This window comes from Marinobacterium sp. xm-d-530, from assembly GCF_013283365.1.
Lineage (GTDB): Bacteria > Pseudomonadota > Gammaproteobacteria > Pseudomonadales > Balneatricaceae > Marinobacterium_E.
This window is the reverse complement of sequence record NZ_WBYM01000001.1, coordinates 587,037-602,934: the sequence shown is the minus strand read 5'-3', so window position 1 is coordinate 602,934 and position 15,898 is coordinate 587,037. Positions and strand designations below refer to the sequence as shown.

At 50.6% G+C, this 15,898-nt stretch carries 16 protein-coding genes; 5 read left to right on the top strand and 11 right to left on the bottom strand.

What is annotated here, in order from left to right:
• Positions 1 to 3: 3 nt before the first annotated feature.
• The 8 genes from XMD530_RS03110 to metK all read right to left on the bottom strand — a co-directional run bounded on the left by XMD530_RS03110 (position 4) and on the right by metK (position 6,583).
• The gene (locus XMD530_RS03110; RefSeq protein ID WP_173480073.1) at positions 4 to 1,008 is read right to left on the bottom strand and encodes an aspartate carbamoyltransferase catalytic subunit; all 1,005 of its coding nucleotides are present in this window, start codon (positions 1,006 to 1,008) and stop codon (positions 4 to 6) included.
• Between the two features lie 12 nt (positions 1,009 to 1,020).
• The gene (pyrR, locus tag XMD530_RS03105; RefSeq protein ID WP_173480074.1) at positions 1,021 to 1,533 is read right to left on the bottom strand and encodes a bifunctional pyr operon transcriptional regulator/uracil phosphoribosyltransferase PyrR; all 513 of its coding nucleotides are present in this window, start codon (positions 1,531 to 1,533) and stop codon (positions 1,021 to 1,023) included.
• Positions 1,523 to 1,990: a Holliday junction resolvase RuvX gene (ruvX, locus tag XMD530_RS03100; protein WP_173480075.1), complete on the bottom strand. Its 468-nt coding sequence runs from the start codon at positions 1,988 to 1,990 to the stop codon at positions 1,523 to 1,525. Before ruvX ends, pyrR begins: the two co-directional genes overlap by 11 nt.
• 10 nt (positions 1,991 to 2,000) lie before the next feature.
• Complete coding sequence (locus XMD530_RS03095; protein WP_173480076.1) at positions 2,001 to 2,564, bottom strand: YqgE/AlgH family protein; 564 nt, start codon at positions 2,562 to 2,564, stop codon at positions 2,001 to 2,003.
• 65 nt (positions 2,565 to 2,629) lie between these two features.
• Entirely contained in the window at positions 2,630 to 3,580 is a 951-nt protein-coding gene (locus XMD530_RS03090; protein WP_173495553.1) for an energy transducer TonB, read from the bottom strand.
• Positions 3,577 to 4,530 (bottom strand): glutathione synthase, encoded by a 954-nt coding sequence (gene gshB, locus XMD530_RS03085; protein WP_173488987.1) that lies wholly within the window; start codon positions 4,528 to 4,530, stop codon positions 3,577 to 3,579. The genes XMD530_RS03090 and gshB overlap by 4 nt, the downstream gene beginning before the upstream one ends.
• 12 nt (positions 4,531 to 4,542) lie before the next feature.
• Entirely contained in the window at positions 4,543 to 5,274 is a 732-nt protein-coding gene (locus XMD530_RS03080) for a 16S rRNA (uracil(1498)-N(3))-methyltransferase (RefSeq protein ID WP_173488988.1), read from the bottom strand.
• Positions 5,275 to 5,392: 118 nt separating this feature from the next.
• On the bottom strand, positions 5,393 to 6,583 hold the full coding sequence (metK, locus tag XMD530_RS03075; RefSeq protein ID WP_173480080.1) for a methionine adenosyltransferase: 1,191 nt from the start codon (positions 6,581 to 6,583) through the stop codon (positions 5,393 to 5,395).
• A gap of 229 nt (positions 6,584 to 6,812) precedes the next feature.
• Between metK and tkt the strand changes: the two genes are divergently transcribed.
• The 4 genes from tkt to fba are packed head-to-tail and all read left to right on the top strand — an operon-like array spanning position 6,813 to position 12,162.
• Positions 6,813 to 8,807, top strand: a complete 1,995-nt coding sequence (gene tkt, locus XMD530_RS03070; RefSeq protein WP_173505831.1) for a transketolase — start codon at positions 6,813 to 6,815, stop codon at positions 8,805 to 8,807.
• A gap of 48 nt (positions 8,808 to 8,855) precedes the next feature.
• On the top strand, positions 8,856 to 9,878 hold the full coding sequence (locus XMD530_RS03065; RefSeq protein WP_173480082.1) for a type I glyceraldehyde-3-phosphate dehydrogenase: 1,023 nt from the start codon (positions 8,856 to 8,858) through the stop codon (positions 9,876 to 9,878).
• Between the two features lie 21 nt (positions 9,879 to 9,899).
• Positions 9,900 to 11,066 carry a phosphoglycerate kinase gene (locus XMD530_RS03060; RefSeq protein ID WP_173506703.1) on the top strand — a complete coding sequence of 389 codons (1,167 nt, stop codon included), beginning with the start codon at positions 9,900 to 9,902 and terminating at the stop codon, positions 11,064 to 11,066.
• Between the two features lie 31 nt (positions 11,067 to 11,097).
• Positions 11,098 to 12,162: a class II fructose-bisphosphate aldolase gene (gene fba / locus XMD530_RS03055; RefSeq protein ID WP_173480084.1), complete on the top strand. Its 1,065-nt coding sequence runs from the start codon at positions 11,098 to 11,100 to the stop codon at positions 12,160 to 12,162.
• A gap of 47 nt (positions 12,163 to 12,209) precedes the next feature.
• Here fba and XMD530_RS03050 read toward each other — a convergent pair whose 3' ends face one another.
• Positions 12,210 to 12,539 (bottom strand): hypothetical protein, encoded by a 330-nt coding sequence (locus tag XMD530_RS03050; protein WP_173480085.1) that lies wholly within the window; start codon positions 12,537 to 12,539, stop codon positions 12,210 to 12,212.
• Between the two features lie 96 nt (positions 12,540 to 12,635).
• Between XMD530_RS03050 and XMD530_RS03045 the strand changes: the two genes are divergently transcribed.
• Positions 12,636 to 13,619: a serine/threonine protein kinase gene (locus XMD530_RS03045; RefSeq protein WP_173506702.1), complete on the top strand. Its 984-nt coding sequence runs from the start codon at positions 12,636 to 12,638 to the stop codon at positions 13,617 to 13,619.
• Here XMD530_RS03045 and dbpA read toward each other — a convergent pair.
• Positions 13,616 to 15,001, bottom strand: a complete 1,386-nt coding sequence (dbpA, locus tag XMD530_RS03040; protein WP_173506701.1) for an ATP-dependent RNA helicase DbpA — start codon at positions 14,999 to 15,001, stop codon at positions 13,616 to 13,618. The genes XMD530_RS03045 and dbpA overlap by 4 nt on opposite strands.
• Positions 15,002 to 15,052: 51 nt before the next feature.
• Positions 15,053 to 15,895 (bottom strand): NAD-dependent protein deacetylase, encoded by an 843-nt coding sequence (locus XMD530_RS03035; RefSeq protein ID WP_173505828.1) that lies wholly within the window; start codon positions 15,893 to 15,895, stop codon positions 15,053 to 15,055.
• Between the last annotated feature and the right edge of the window lie 3 nt (positions 15,896 to 15,898).

Here is a 15,898-nt window from a genome sequence, read left to right as displayed (position 1 = left end):
TGTTTACTCTCCTGCCTCTAATTTTTTTGCTCTCTCCGCAACCTGGCCACTCATCGCCATCGACATAACGGCCATCCTAACGGCAATGCCGTTGGTGACCTGATTCAGTATCACCGATTTAGGTCCGTCAGCTACGGAGGACGCGATTTCAACGCCTCGGTTAATCGGCCCTGGGTGCATAACGATCGCCTCAGGGTGTGCAAAGGCGAGCTTCTCCTCTGATAGGCCATAGAGTTTGAAGAACTCAGACTCGCTCGGTAACAGAGCGGAGGTCATACGCTCTTTTTGCAGACGAAGCATGATGACGACATCGGCATCACGAAGACCCTGTGCCATGTCGGTAAAAACTTTGACCCCAAGCATCTCGACATTACGCGGTAGCAGTGTACGAGGTGCGATCAGACGAATCTCGGGTACACCGAGAATCCTTAAGGCATGAATCTGTGAGCGAGCTACACGCGAATGAAGTATATCGCCGACGATCGCGACTTTTAGATGCTTAAAGCCACCTTTATGGCGACGAATAGTCATCATATCCAGCATCGCTTGGGTCGGGTGTGCGTGACGACCGTCACCGGCATTGATGATGGCGACGTTGGGTGTGACCTGGCTGGCAATGAAGTGAGCCGCACCGCTATCCGAGTGGCGAACGACAAACATATCCGAATGCATCGCTTCCAAGGTCATCAAGGTGTCTTTTAGCGTCTCCCCTTTTTTTGTGGAGCTGGTGCTGATGTTTAAATTCAGAACGTCAGCCGATAGGCGCTTAGCGGCTAGCTCAAAGGTCGACAATGTACGTGTACTGTTCTCAAAAAAGAGGTTGGCCACGGTTTTACCCCGAAGAAGCGGCACCTTTTTAACCTGCTGCTCACTCATATCCACAAAAGAGTCAGCCGTATCTAGCAGCTCTAATAGCAGTGACTCTGGCAGCCCCTCGATATCTAAAAAGTGCTTTAGCTGGCCATCTTCGGTTAGCTGCGCTTGAGTTGGGTCAGGAAAGTTAAACATGTTCGCTTCCTATTATTTGCTACGCTGACTGATGGTCAGTTCAAGGGGAGATGGGCCTGTTAGCTTTACCTGTTGATCGCTTGATAACGTCAGGGTTCCACCGATGACATCAGCTTGAATCGGCAGTTCGCGGCGTTGTAGGTCAATCAGGGTGACCAGTGTCACAGAGGCTGGACGACCAAAATCGAACAGTTCATTGAGCGCGGCTCTAGCTGTGCGACCACTCATTAACACGTCGTCAACCAAGATAATGTTGCGATCTTCGGTTGCGCTTGGCAGCTTTGAAACCCCTACTTTAGGGTTCAATCCAACGCGAGTGAAATCGTCACGATAGAAGGAGATGTCCAGCACCCCCATCTCATCCTGAATCCCCAGGTGTTGGTGAAGACGTTCAGCCAACCAAACACCGCCACTATGAATGCCAATGATGTACGGGTTATCTAAGCCGCGTGTCTCGATTAACTGCTGTGTGCTGTCACACATTCTTGTTAGGAGCTGTTCAGCGTCCAAAGTTTTACTGGTCATAATAGTCCTCAAGCCTTGCATGGCTTGGTATGCGCTGTTCTTGAAGAAACCAACCTTCTAACATCAATTGAGCGGCGATACCGTCGACAGATTCTGCACCGAAATCGGCTGATCCGCCATTCTCAAGATGAATCGATTTAGCCTCTTGAGATGTTAATCGTTCATCAAAAAGAAAGCAGGGTATTTTAGATCGTTCATGCAGGCGGTTGGCGAATTTTCTCGCTCGTCGCGCCATATCACTGATAGTGCCATCCATGTTCAATGGCAGTCCCACAACGATCGTCTTTGGCTGCCATTCAGCAATAATTTTATCGACTAAACTCCAATCGGGGATGCCATCTTTTGCAGCAATTGGATTTAGAGGTTGGGCGGTGGCTGTTAATGACTGACCAAAGGCAACACCAATTCTGCGTAAGCCAAAATCGAATCCCAGTGCGCTCTCAGTTAACTCAGTCATTGGACCTTAATTATGCGTGCCCCGCCTGTGCGGAGATTAGGTTTAGGTCGACACCCAGAGTAGACGCTGCGGATGAGAGTCTAAATTCGGGTTCAACATCGAACAGTATATCTAAATTTGCGGGTGAGCTTAACCATAGGTTCTGACACATCTCTTCATCGAGCTGCCCCGGTCCCCAGCCCGCATAACCTAAAGCGAACAGATAGTCTTCAGGCCCCTCGCCACGCGAAATGGCCTCTAGAACATCAAGGGATGTGGTTAACGTCAGTTGCTCGGGTAGGTGTAGTGAGGATTTCCAAGCTTGCTCGCCCTGTCTGTGCAGAATAAACCCATGCTCTTCAGAGACCGGTCCGCCTTGGTAAACAGGCTGATAGTTCAAGGGAGAGTTTTCAGGGAGATCGAGCTGATCAAGGATCTCATCCATAGGAATCTCATGCGGCTTATTGACCACAATCCCCATGGCACCCTCTTCATTGTGCTCACAAAGATAGATGAGGCTGTTGCTAAAGTAGTCACTCTCCAGACTGGGCATAGACATCAAGAAGTGGTGCTTGAGTAGGTTGGCATTACTCATCTCTTTCTCCTTTAACAACGTCGAATCTTTTTACACCCTCAGTGTAAGCTGAAAATGTTTCGATATCAGTACACTTGGGTATTTTTCTCAAATTTCCAAGTGCGAATGATCTCCAGTCGGTCCAGCCGCTGGCGCATCTCATTAGGGAAGGGCTCGAAGGGTGAAGCGCTCCTAACTGTCCGAACGGCGGCATCATCCAGTATTGAGTAGCCAGAACTTTTGAGGATCTCTAACTGCTTGACGCTCCCATCAGCGGCTAAAGTGACTAGCATCTGCAGACTGCCTTCAATGCCCTTGCGTCGCGCTTCGATAGGGTAGTTGAGATTACCTATCGTTTCGATTTTCTGACGCCAGCGCTCTAGATAGAGTGCATCAGCTTTGGCCAAGGTCGAAAGCGAAGTGACACGCCCCGTGCGTGAGCGACTCTCTAATTTTCGCTGCTCATCTTTTAAGCGCGCTTCCAAAGAGGCGATCTCCTCTGACGCTTTAAACAGAGCCGTTGAGTCGCCTGCTAAGGGATTCGAGGCGGTGGTCTGAATGGAATCAGTCTGTTGATTGGCTTTAAGCAGCGCTTGGGTGTTGGCTGCTAACAGCTCATTCGTCCCCGATTTCGCCTGTAGAGTACTATCGTTGACGCCCTCATCATTCGAAGGAGCTAAGCCCGTTCCGGATTGTGCACTGATCTGTGCCGAGAGTTGGTTGATCTTGTCAGACCTGAACAGCGCAGGCTCAACAACACTCGCCTCTTGGTTCGTTTGTGAATCGCCCTGACCTAATTGATGATGCTGGGCTAAATAGGCTGGATCGATAGGGGCCTGTGGATCCTGATTTATCGCAAAGGTGATCTCAAGTGTTTTAGATGATTGCTCTGTTTTCAGTGCATCAAATCCGACCAAAAGTATGATCAGTGCGTGCAGAGCCAGTGCCAATACCAGCATAAAGCGCAGACGCTCATCGGCATCTGCACACCATGCAGCTGATCGATTGACCGGTTTTGGCGAGGCAGCTAAGTTCATTGCTGAGCGAGTTGCTCCTCTATGCAATCCATTAACTGCATGCCGATGTCCAAACCGAACTGATCATTGAGTTCACGAATACAGGTCGGGCTGGTGACATTGATCTCTGTTAGGTAGTCACCAATCACATCCAAGCCGACAAATAGAAGCCCTGCTTCGCGCAGTTTTGGCCCCACCTGTGCAGCAATCCAACGATCACGTTCGCTCAGTGGGCGGCCTTCGCCTCGCCCCCCTGCGGCTAGATTACCGCGAGTCTCTCCCTGACTGGGAATGCGTGCCAGTGCATAGTCGATAGGCTCGCCATTGATCATCAATATGCGTTTATCACCCTCGACAATCTCAGGGATGTAGCGCTGCGCCATAATGGTCTCTTGGCCAAATTTTGTCAGCGTCTCTATCACCACCCCTAGGTTCAAACCATCCTCTTTGATGCGGTAGATAGAGCTGCCACCCATACCATCTAAAGGTTTAAAGATGACGTCCTTATGCTCAGCATGAAAGGCTTTTAATCGCTCCTCTGAACGACTGACCAGTACCGGCGGGCAGCATTGCGGGAAGTGCGTAGCAAATAGCTTTTCGTTGAAATCGCGCAGGCTCTGAGTGCGGTTTACGATAAGTACACCGGCAGCTTCAGCAACCGCCAAAAGATGGGTGGTGTAGATGAATTCGTTGTCGAAAGGTGGGTCTTTTCGCATCAATATGACATCGAGCTCTGTTAGCGATAGATCTTGGTAGGCTTCACGTTCGAACCACTTGTTCGGGTTCATATCGACGCTAATCGGTGCCATACGAGCACGAACATCCCCATCTCTTGAGTAGAGATCGGACTGCTCCATATAGAACAGCTCCCACCCTTTCTGCTGCGCTGCCCAAAGCATCGCCAAAGAGCTGTCTTTTTTGTAGTTGATGTCGTCAATAGGGTCCATGACGATGCCCAGTTTAATGCTCATCTCTCGTTCCTTTTATGAGAAGTCGCCCCAGAGGTAATTTAGTACCGATGCCGCTGCGACGGGGGCGGTCTCTGTGCGTAATATTCGACTGCCCAGTAACCAGGGCTTAAATCCTTTTTGCAGTGCCAACTCGACTTCGCTCTCTTCTAAACCACCTTCCGGTCCAATCAGCAGTGCCACGCTGGAGGGTCTTGGCTCACTGTTCAGCGATGTGAGCTCAAGGTGTGGGTGAAGAATCAGTTTTAATTCGGCATCACACTGTTCGATCCACTCTGTCAGTGACATTGGAGCGCTAACGCTCATCGGCTTAGCCCGAAAACTCTGTTCGCTGGCGCTGATCGCGATCTGCTGCCAGTGAGCGGATCGCTTCTCTTGGCGATCGGCTGTTAGTTTGACCTCGGAACGATCCGTGAAAAGGGGGGTCAGGCTTTGTACTCCCAACTCAGTCGCTTTTTGCACGGCATAGTCCATGCGTTCACCGCGCGAAAGTCCCTGCCCAATATGAATGTCGATCGGGGATTCGCGATCATTCGGGTCGGCCGCAATGATCCGCACACTGGATTCACGCTTTGCCACGCTCGATAGCTCGGCCTGATAGTCAAAACCATCACCATTGAATAGTACGAGTTTGAACCCTTGCTTCATACGCAACACTTTCACTAGGTGATTGTGAGCGGCTTCTGGCAGTTCAATTTCTGTTCCGGTGCTCAGTGGTAGGTCTAGGTAGACACGGGGTATTCGCATACTGATTCTCTGGTTACTCTGCCACTGATTATGCCATGACAATTAGGGTGCGTCAGGCTGGATTTAGACACAAAAAAGGGCAGGCTTTCGCCTACCCTTAGCCACTGTTAGTTGGCGATTAGACGCCAGCAGCTGATTTTAACGCGTCTGCTTTATCGGTCTTCTCCCATGGGAAGGCCGTGAAGGTGTCATCACCAACGGTCATCTCAAATGGATCACGACCAAAGTGACCGTATGCCGCTGTCTGGCGGTACATAGGGTGCAGTAGATCTAGCATGTTTGTGATTGCGTATGGGCGCAGATCAAAGGTCTCGCGAACCAACTCGATGATCTTCTCATCCGAGATCTTGCCAGTGCCGAAGGTGTTGATTGAAACTGAGGTGGGTTCTGCAACACCAATCGCGTAAGAGACCTGAATCTCACAACGATCTGCAAGGCCTGCAGCGACGATATTCTTAGCCACATAGCGACCTGCATACGCTGCTGAACGGTCCACTTTTGATGGATCTTTGCCCGAGAACGCACCACCACCGTGACGTGCCATGCCGCCGTAGGTATCAACAATGATCTTACGACCCGTCAGACCACAGTCACCGACGGGACCGCCGATAACAAATTTACCGGTTGGGTTGATGTGCAGCTTAGTGCCAGCATGCAGTAGATCAGCTGGCAGAACATGCTTAATGATCAGCTCTTGAACCGCTTCCTGAAGATCTTTCTGGGTGACATCTGGATTGTGTTGCGTCGAAAGAACAACCGCATCAATCGCGACCGGCTTACCGTTTTCGTAACGACAAGTCACCTGAGATTTCGCGTCTGGACGCAACCAAGGCAGCAAGCCTGATTTGCGGGCTTCTGCTTGGCGCTCTACAAGACGATGGGCAAAGGTAATTGGAGCAGGCATTAGAACATCGGTTTCGTTCGACGCGTAGCCGAACATCAAACCCTGGTCACCGGCGCCTTGATCTTCAGGTTTCGCACGATCAACGCCCTGAGCGATATCCACAGACTGTTTACCGATGATGTTGATCACACCACAGGTATCACCATCGTAACCTACATCTGAAGAGGTGTAGCCGATGTCATTAATCACGTCACGAACAAGATCTTCAAGATCAATCCAAGAGGTGGTGCTGATCTCACCAGAGACAATCGCAACCCCGGTTTTCACCATGGTCTCACACGCCACTCGTGCGTACTTGTCCTCTTTTAAAATCGCGTCTAAAACTGCATCAGAGATCTGATCGGCAATCTTATCTGGGTGCCCTTCTGAAACTGATTCAGAGGTGAAAATCGAATATTCGCTCATGAGTAAATCCTATGGGTTAGGTCGAGCCGCACATGCACAGCTCTCAAAATGTGGCAGCCATTGTAACCGGTTAAGAGTCGAGTTCTAAGTAAAAAGAGCTCTACTTCGATGAAACCTTTGATCATTACCCATGAAATTGAGTCATTTTAGCTAATGTCATTTGAATCTAAGCCCCGTCTGCGAGAGAATTTACCCCTCAATTTTTAATACCCCCCGCAGGAGTAGATTAATGTCATCTCGCCGTGAGTTAGCCAATGCGATCCGCGCATTGAGCATGGATGCTGTTCAAAAAGCCAAATCTGGTCACCCAGGTGCCCCAATGGGTATGGCGGATATTGCCGAAGTACTCTGGAATGAGTTCATGAAGCATAACCCAAGCAACCCTCACTGGTTTGATCGCGACCGTTTCGTACTGTCAAACGGCCACGGTTCGATGCTGATCTATTCCTTGTTGCACCTAACCGGTTACGACGTCAGTGCAGAAGATCTGGCTAACTTCCGCCAACTGCATGCTAAGACGGCGGGTCACCCAGAGTATGGTTACTGCCCAGGCGTAGAGACGACGACCGGGCCTTTGGGGCAAGGTATCACTAACGCCGTTGGTATGGCTGTCGCTGAGAAGACACTAGCGGCTCAATTCAACCGCCCGGGTCATGAGATCATCGATCACCACACCTACGTGTTCATGGGTGATGGCTGCCTGATGGAAGGTATCTCACACGAAGCTTGTTCACTCGCGGGTACTCTGGGTCTTGGCAAACTGATCGCATTTTGGGATGACAACGGCATCTCGATTGACGGTGAGGTTGAAGGTTGGTTCAGCGATGACACCCCTGCACGTTTTGAAGCTTACGGCTGGCAGGTGATTCGTGGCGTTGATGGTCACGATGCGGAACAGATCATTGCTGCTGTTGAAGCAGCTCAAGCAAACGAAGATCAGCCAACGTTGATCTGCTGTAAAACAATCATCGGCTTTGGTTCGCCAAACAAGCAGGGCAAAGAGGATTGTCATGGCGCACCTTTAGGTGATGACGAGATCGCTTTGGCTCGCCAAGAGTTGAACTGGCCACACGCCCCATTTGAGATCCCAGAAGAGATCGCAGAGGGTTGGGATGCACGTGAAGCGGGAAGCGTTCTTGAAAACGAGTGGAACGAACGCCTTGCAGAGTACTCTGAAGCCTTCCCAGAGCTTGCTGCTGAGTTGATGCGTCGCCTATCGGGTGAATTGCCTGCCGATTTCTCTGAAAAAGCGGATGCTTGGATTGCAGAAGTGGCAGAAAAGGGTGAGACCATCGCGTCTCGTAAGGCTTCTCAAAACGCTCTAAATTCACTGGGACCTATTCTGCCAGAGTTCTTGGGTGGTTCTGCCGACCTAGCGGGCTCTAACCTGACACTGTGGTCTGGCTCTAAAGCAATTAGCGCTGATGATGCGAGCGGTAACTACCTACACTACGGTGTGCGTGAGTTTGGTATGAGTGCGATCATGAACGGCATCGCACTGCACGGTGGTTTCATCCCATACGGTGCGACCTTCCTAATCTTTATGGAGTACGCTCGTAACGCGGTTCGTATGGCGGCTCTGATGAAGCAGCGCGCTATCTTTGTTTACACTCACGACTCTATCGGTCTGGGTGAAGATGGTCCTACTCACCAACCGGTTGAGCAGGTAGCTAGCCTGCGTATGACGCCTAACATGGAGACATGGCGCCCTTGTGACGCGGTTGAATCCGCTGTGGCTTGGCGTAACGCGGTTGAGCGTGCCGATGGTCCAAGTTCATTGATCTTCTCGCGTCAGAATTTGCCGCACCAATCTCGCAGTGGTGATCAGATCGCAGCGATCTCTAAAGGTGGCTACATCTTGCAAGATTGTGCCGGCACACCGGATCTAATCCTAATCGCGACAGGTTCTGAAGTTGAGTTGGCTATGGCATCAGCCGAAGCACTGACAGCAGAAGGCAAAGCGGTTCGCGTAGTCTCTATGCCATCAACTGATCGTTTTGATGCTCAGACTGCTGAGTACAAAGAGTCTGTTCTACCGGCTGCGGTTACAGCTCGTGTAGCGATTGAGGCGGGTATTGCAGACTTCTGGTACAAGTACGTTGGCTTTGGTGGCGCGATTGTTGGTATGGAATCCTTTGGTGAATCTGCACCGGCTGGCGAGCTCTTCAAGCACTTCGGCTTCACGGTAGAGAATGTTAAACAGAAGGCGCTAGCCCTCGTTTAAGTTGATCACGCCGGTTTTTAACCGGCGTTTTACTCTCTGAGAGGTGAGATGAGCTACCGAATAGCGATTAACGGTTATGGTCGAATTGGGCAGTGTCTGCTCAGGGCTCTGTTTGAGCGTGGCTTAGAGACTAAGCTTCAACCCATTGCGATTAATGAGTTGGCTGAGCCTGAGACGGTCTCCTATTTGACGCGTTATGACACGACGCATGGCCGCTTCCCGGCACAGGTGTCTCTTAAAGATGATCAGCTAGTTATTCGTGACCACGCCATCCAAATCTTAAATACTCCCAAGCCCGACCAACTCCCTTGGCGTGAAATGGGTATTGATCTGCTGATGGAGTGTTCTGGCTCGTTCAGTGACCGTCAAACAGCTGAGTTGCATCTGAAGCAGGGGGCCAAGCGCCTACTCTTTTCACAGCCCGCTACGGCTGAGGTAGACGCTACCGTTGTGTTTGGCTTAAACCAAGATTCAATAAACGTGAATCATAAAGTGGTCTCAGCCGCCTCCTGTACGACCAATTGTGTGATACCTATATTAGATCAGCTCGATAGGCATTTTGGCATTGAGCAGGGTGTGACCACGACGATTCACTCGGCGATGAATGATCAGCCAGTGATCGATGCTTACCATCACACCGATTTGCGACTAACCCGCAGTGCTCTGCAGTCGATTATTCCGGTGGATACAGGGTTGGCAAAAGGGATCGATCGCCTACTGCCGTCGCTGGAAGGGAAATTTAAGTGCCTCCATTTACGTGTGCCAACCCTTAATGTCTCACTGATGGATATGTCGATCAGCTTAGAGCGTGACACCACTGAAGAGGAGATCAACCAACTCTTTAAATCGCTCTCTGAAGGTCCGTTAAAAGGGTTGTTGGGATACACAGAGGAGCCGCATGCATCGACCGACTTTAACCACGACAGTCGCTCAGTCGTTGTTGATGGCACCCAGACTCGATTGTCCGGCAAGCGTTTACTGAAGCTGGTCTGCTGGTTTGATAATGAGTGGGGCTTTGCCAACCGAATGTTGGATATTGCTGAGCATTGGCTCGCACTGAAACAGAATTAATTAAATGATTGGAGAATAACAATGAACGTAAAACTGATGAAAGATTTGGATCTTGCAGGCAAACGCGTATTGATTCGTGAAGATCTGAACGTTCCTGTTAAAGATGGCAAAGTGACTTCCGATGCTCGTATTCGTGCGTCACTACCGACTATTCAGCTAGCGCTAGAAAAGGGTGCGACAGTGATGTTGATGTCACACCTTGGTCGTCCAACCGAAGGCGAATATGAAGAGCAGTATTCACTAGCCCCTGTAGCGGCCCACTTGGCGGGTCTGTTGGGTCGTGATGTTCCACTGATTAAGGATTGGGTTGATGGTGGTTTTTCAGTAGAGCCGGGTCAGGTCGTTCTTCTAGAGAACGTTCGTTTCAACGCGGGCGAGAAGAAGGATAACGAAGAGCTATCTAAGAAGATGGCCGCGCTCTGTGATGTCTATGTCATGGATGCTTTTGGTACTGCGCACCGCGCACAAGCATCAACTCACGGCGTGGCACGTTTTGCGCCAATCGCCTGTGCAGGCCCACTGCTAGCGAATGAGCTTGAAGCTTTGGGTAAAGCACTGGATAACCCAGCGCGCCCATTGGTAGCGATTGTGGGTGGTTCAAAAGTGTCTACTAAGCTTGAAGTACTTAACTCACTCTCTGAGAAGTGTGATCAGCTCATCGTTGGTGGCGGTATCGCCAACACCTTCTTGGCTGCAGCGGGCAAGCCCGTTGGTACGTCACTGCATGAAGCCGATCTTATTGATACTGCGAAAGCGTTAATGGCTCGCTGTGAAATTCCAATTCCATCGGATGTCGTGACAGCGACTGAGTTTGCAGAGAGTGCGGAAGCGATTACGAAGTCAGCGGACGACGTCGCCGACAATGAAATGATCTTGGATATTGGTCCAGAGACTGCGGGTCAGTTGGCACAAGTATTGCAGAATGCCGGTACCATCATCTGGAACGGTCCAGTAGGCGTGTTTGAATTTGATCAGTTTGGTAACGGTACGGAAGCGTTATCAAGAGCGATTGCTCAAAGTAACGGCTTCTCGATTGCAGGTGGCGGTGATACTTTAGCGGCAGTAGATAAATATTCTATTGCAGATGATGTATCCTACATCTCAACAGGCGGTGGTGCTTTCCTAGAGTTTGTTGAAGGTAAGGTACTGCCGGCAGTCGCTGTGCTTGAAGCACGCGCTAACGGTTAACAGCAAACGATTAATAGCAAATAGGTAAAAAATGGCTCTTATTTCAATGCGACAGCTGCTCGATCATGCAGCAGAGTATGGCTACGGCATTCCAGCGTTCAACGTGAATAACCTGGAGCAGATGCGCGCCATTATGGAAGCAGCTGATCGTGCCGATGCCCCTGTCATCGTGCAAGCCTCTGCCGGTGCGCGCAAGTACGCGGGCTCTAACTTCCTTCGCCACATGATCTTGGCAGCGATTGAGGAGTTTCCACACATTCCTGTCTGTATGCACCAAGATCACGGCACAAGCCCAGCAGTCTGTCAGCGCTCCATTCAACTAGGCTTCTCATCGGTCATGATGGACGGTTCACTGGGTGAAGACGGTAAGACACCGACCGACTACGACTACAACGTTGAGGTGACTCGTCGTACCGTTGAGATGGCTCACGCATGTGGTGTCTCTGTCGAGGGCGAGCTTGGCTGTCTGGGCTCACTAGAAACGGGTGAGGCTGGTGAAGAGGACGGTATCGGTGCAGTCGGTAAGCTTAGCCACGATCAGATGCTGACTGACCCTGAAGAGGCTGCGCAGTTTGTGAAAGCGACTCAGGTCGATGCGCTTGCCATTGCAGTGGGTACTTCACACGGTGCTTACAAGTTTACTCGCCCACCAACGGGAGACATTCTTGCCGTTGATCGTATTCGTGCGATTCACGAACGTATTCCTGGTACTCACCTTGTTATGCACGGTTCATCTTCCGTGCCACAAGAGTGGCTAGAGGTGATCAACCAGTTTGGTGGTGAGATTCCTGAAACTTACGGTGTTCCGGTTGAGCAGTTGGTTGATGGTATCAAGCACGGCGTGCGCAAGGTCAACATCGACACCGATCTTCGTCTAGCGTCGACCGGTGCTGTGCGTAAGTTCTTGGCTGAAAATACCGCTGAATTTGACCCACGTAAGTATCTAGCGAAAACGATTACAGCGATGTCTGATATCGCTTACGCGCGTTACGATGCTTTTGGTGCGGCGGGCAATGCTAGCAAGATCAAAGCGATCAACCTTGAAGATATGACAGAGCGTTACCTCTCAGGTGAACTGGACGCAAAAGTGAATTAATCCAAGTTCACTGGATATCAAGGAGGCTTAGGCCTCCTTTTTTGTCTCTAGTGTATGGATTCTGTATGCAACTTACTCCAGGGCTCGGTGATGTCGTACCAGATGACCGCACTGAAATACTCCATCTGTCCCGCTTCTAGCTGCTCATAGTTCACTTCAAAACTGTGTAGCGTTTGTAGGCCCTGTTGGTGGGTATGATGATCGACGATCTGAAGGGATTGCCACTCTCGCTGCAGTCCCATCTTGCGCAGGTGTTCACCCAGTAACTCCAGTAGATCAGAGTTGCCATTGATCGTTGAAGAGTAGACGACGAAAGGGGTCTCTGGCCAGCCTGTCCCCTCGGTTATGTTGAGCTGATAATCGGTTGTTCTGCGCATGATCTGATCCTTAATTGAATATAGTTACGTTTCATCACGCTGAATCGATTGGCGCAATGATAGAATACCGTCATAACCGAACGATGGAGCCATAAGATGGACAGCAAAACCCCCTTCTACTCAATGACGCCTGATCGTGTCATCGATGCGGTTGAGTCTCAGGGGTGGCTGAGTGATTTCCGTATCCTTGAGTTAAACAGTTACGAAAACCGCGTCTATCAAGTTGGCATCGATCAAGCTGAACCCCTGATTACTAAGTTCTACCGCCCGAACCGATGGAGTGATGCGCAAATCCAAGAGGAGCATGATTTCTGTTTTGAGCTGGCTGATGCCGATATCTCTGTCGTAGCACCCATTAAAAACAGCGAAGGGGAGAGCCTGCTCAACTTTGATCAGTTTCGTTTCACCCTCTTTCCACGACGAGGAGGAAGGGCACCTGAACTGGATGATCCTGAACACCTTTATCAGCTGGGTGTGGCCCTCGGCCAAATACACGCTGTTGGCGCAGCTAAGCCGTTTGTAGATAGACCCTCTTTAGATGTCGATAGCTACGGTTGGCAGAGTCGAGAGTTGTTACTGTCTGAACATATTCCACAGAGTCTTCGTGCAGCCTATGAGTCGATCTCACAAGAGGTGCTCGATAGGGTAGAGCAGCGTTTTTCAGACTATTCAGACCTAAAAGCCATACGCGTGCACGGCGATTGTCACAGTGGCAATGTACTTTGGCGTGATGATCGACCGCACTTCGTGGATTTCGATGACGCGCGTATGGCTTCCGCTATTCAGGATATCTGGATGCTTTTGACGGGCGAGCGCCATCAGATGGAGATGCAACTGAGTGAAGTGATTGCCGGCTATGAAGAGTTCTTTGAGTTCAATCCTCGCGAGCTCAACCTTGTAGAGCCACTTAGAACACTCAGAATGATGAACCACGCTGCTTGGATCGCAAAACGTTGGGATGACCCCGCTTTCCCCAAAGCCTTCCCATGGTTTAACACAGAGCGCTACTGGGGAGAGCATCTGCTCGATCTTAAAGTACAGCTTTCAGCACTCGATGAACCGGTACTGAAACTGCTTTAGATCTTACGAGCTCGTGCTGGCTTACCTTTAAGAGGACGCTGGCGCAGGATCTCAACAGCGCGATCAGCCAGTGTTCTTGGCACGGCTACGTAGCTATTAAAGTCTTGAACGGTAATGTTGCCGATCTGATCGCCTTTGATCTCTTTTGTTGCGGTGAGTGCACCGACAATGTCTCCGGGGCGAATCTTGTTCTTGCGGCCCATTGAGATTGAAATGGTGCGCAGGTTCGATTGCAGCTTAATCACATTGTTAATCTGTGGGCGGGGCATCGGTTTCGCTTCCAGTGACAAACCAACTGCTGTATTGATCTTCTCTAAACGGAACCCATCTTTAGCGCCGACCAGAGAGATAGCTTGGCCCTTACGACCAGCACGGCCCGTTCGGCCACAGCGGTGTGTGTAGACAGCCGAATCACCGGGCAGGCTGGCATTGAGTACCAGATCAACCGAGTCGATATCCAAACCACGTGCGGCAACATCCGTGGCGATCAAAAATCTTAACGTGCCGTTACTGAAGCGAATCAGTACCTGATCACGATCACGTTGTTCCATGTCACCATGTAACACGCCCGCTTTTAGACCGTAAGAGCGTAGCTCTTGCCCTAACTGGTTACAGCTCTCTTTGGTATTACAGAAGATGATGGCGGATTCCGGCATTACGGACGTCAATACCGCCAAAGTGCCTTGCCCCATTTGAGTTCGATCGCACTGGTAGGCACGATGCTTAATCGTGCTGATATCGGGATCTTTGGCAGCGATGCGCACCTCTTTAGGGTTGCGCTGATACTCTTTACTCAGTGCTTGGATGTTCTCAGGGTAGGTAGCCGAAAACAGAAGTGTCTGGCGATCTTTCGGCATTTGGCCAAGGATACGATCTAGGTCATCTTGGAAACCCATATCGAGCATACGATCCGCTTCATCAAACACCAGTGTTGAGACTTGTGATAGATCGAGAGTACGTTTGCGCAGGTGATCAACGATTCGCCCCGGTGTACCGACGATGATGTGTGCTCCGTGCTCTAGTGAACCAATTTGCGGGCCGATAGGTTGGCCACCACAGAGTGATAAGATCTTGATATTACCGGGGTGGCGCGCGAGTTTACGAAGCTCATCGGCGACCTGGCCGGCCAATTCGCGTGTTGGGCATAGCACTAACGCCTGAATGCAGAAACGTTTGGGCTCTAGGCGCTCCACCAGTGGCAGACCAAAGGCCAATGTTTTACCACTTCCCGTGGCTGCTTGTGCAAGCAGATCAGTACCCTCAAGGCTGTAAGGAAGACTTTCAGCTTGGATCTCGGTCATCGACTCGTAGCCGATCGAAGCCAAATTGTTTAACTGGCCTTCAGAAAGGGGGAGGGATTTGAACGATTTAGATTTGCTCACGGGTATGCCTTCAACTTGATAGTGCGCGAAGTATACCAGAGCTGATATCAACTAGCGCCAATCTATTCCAAGCAGATTAGCGACCTCTTCAAGGGTGTGATTAATCTCAGCATCGATTTTGAGGTCTAGCATCTCATCGGCACGAGTCACTCCTTGCGTCAGCGCCGCTTGTGGAATCTGTTGTTGCCGTGCATGGCGGTTAAAGCGAAATCCGGAGAACACCTGTAGTGAAGTGCCAATACAGAGCAGCGCATCTGACCCCTCCAAAGCATCAATCGCACTGAAGACAGTCTCCTTGGGAACGTTATCGCCAAAATAGACCACTCGTGCCTTCATGACGCCACCACAATCAGGGCAGTTCGGCACATTGAAGTGACTAAAATCGGCTTCAAGGTCAGCATCCCCATCGGGTCTTGGCGACGAGAGCGGGACGTTAAACTCTGGATTTTCACGACGACACCACTGGTGCATCTCGTCTCGGGTAATCTCATGATCACACTCAATGCACGCCACAATATCAGCACGGCCATGCAGATCGACCACCTTCTGGCTACCCGCTTTTTGATGCAGACGATCGACGTTCTGGGTCACCAGCAGTTCAACGCGGTTCTGCTTTTCAAGTGCGGCCAATATTTTGTGTGCGTTACTCGGCTGAGCATCACGCATCGTATGCCAACCGGCTAAGCTTCTTCCCCAGTAGCGTTGACGTACCGCTAACTGACTGATGAATTGACCATGCTGCACCGGTGGAGGCGATTGCCAGTTACCCTCCGCATCGCGATAAGCCGGAATGCCTGAGCCAGTACTGATGCCCGCTCCCGTTAGTATGAACAGTTTTGGGTATCGCTCTATAAAGTCGGCCAGCTGTTGGCTCTGAGGGTTAAATTTTGTCATCAA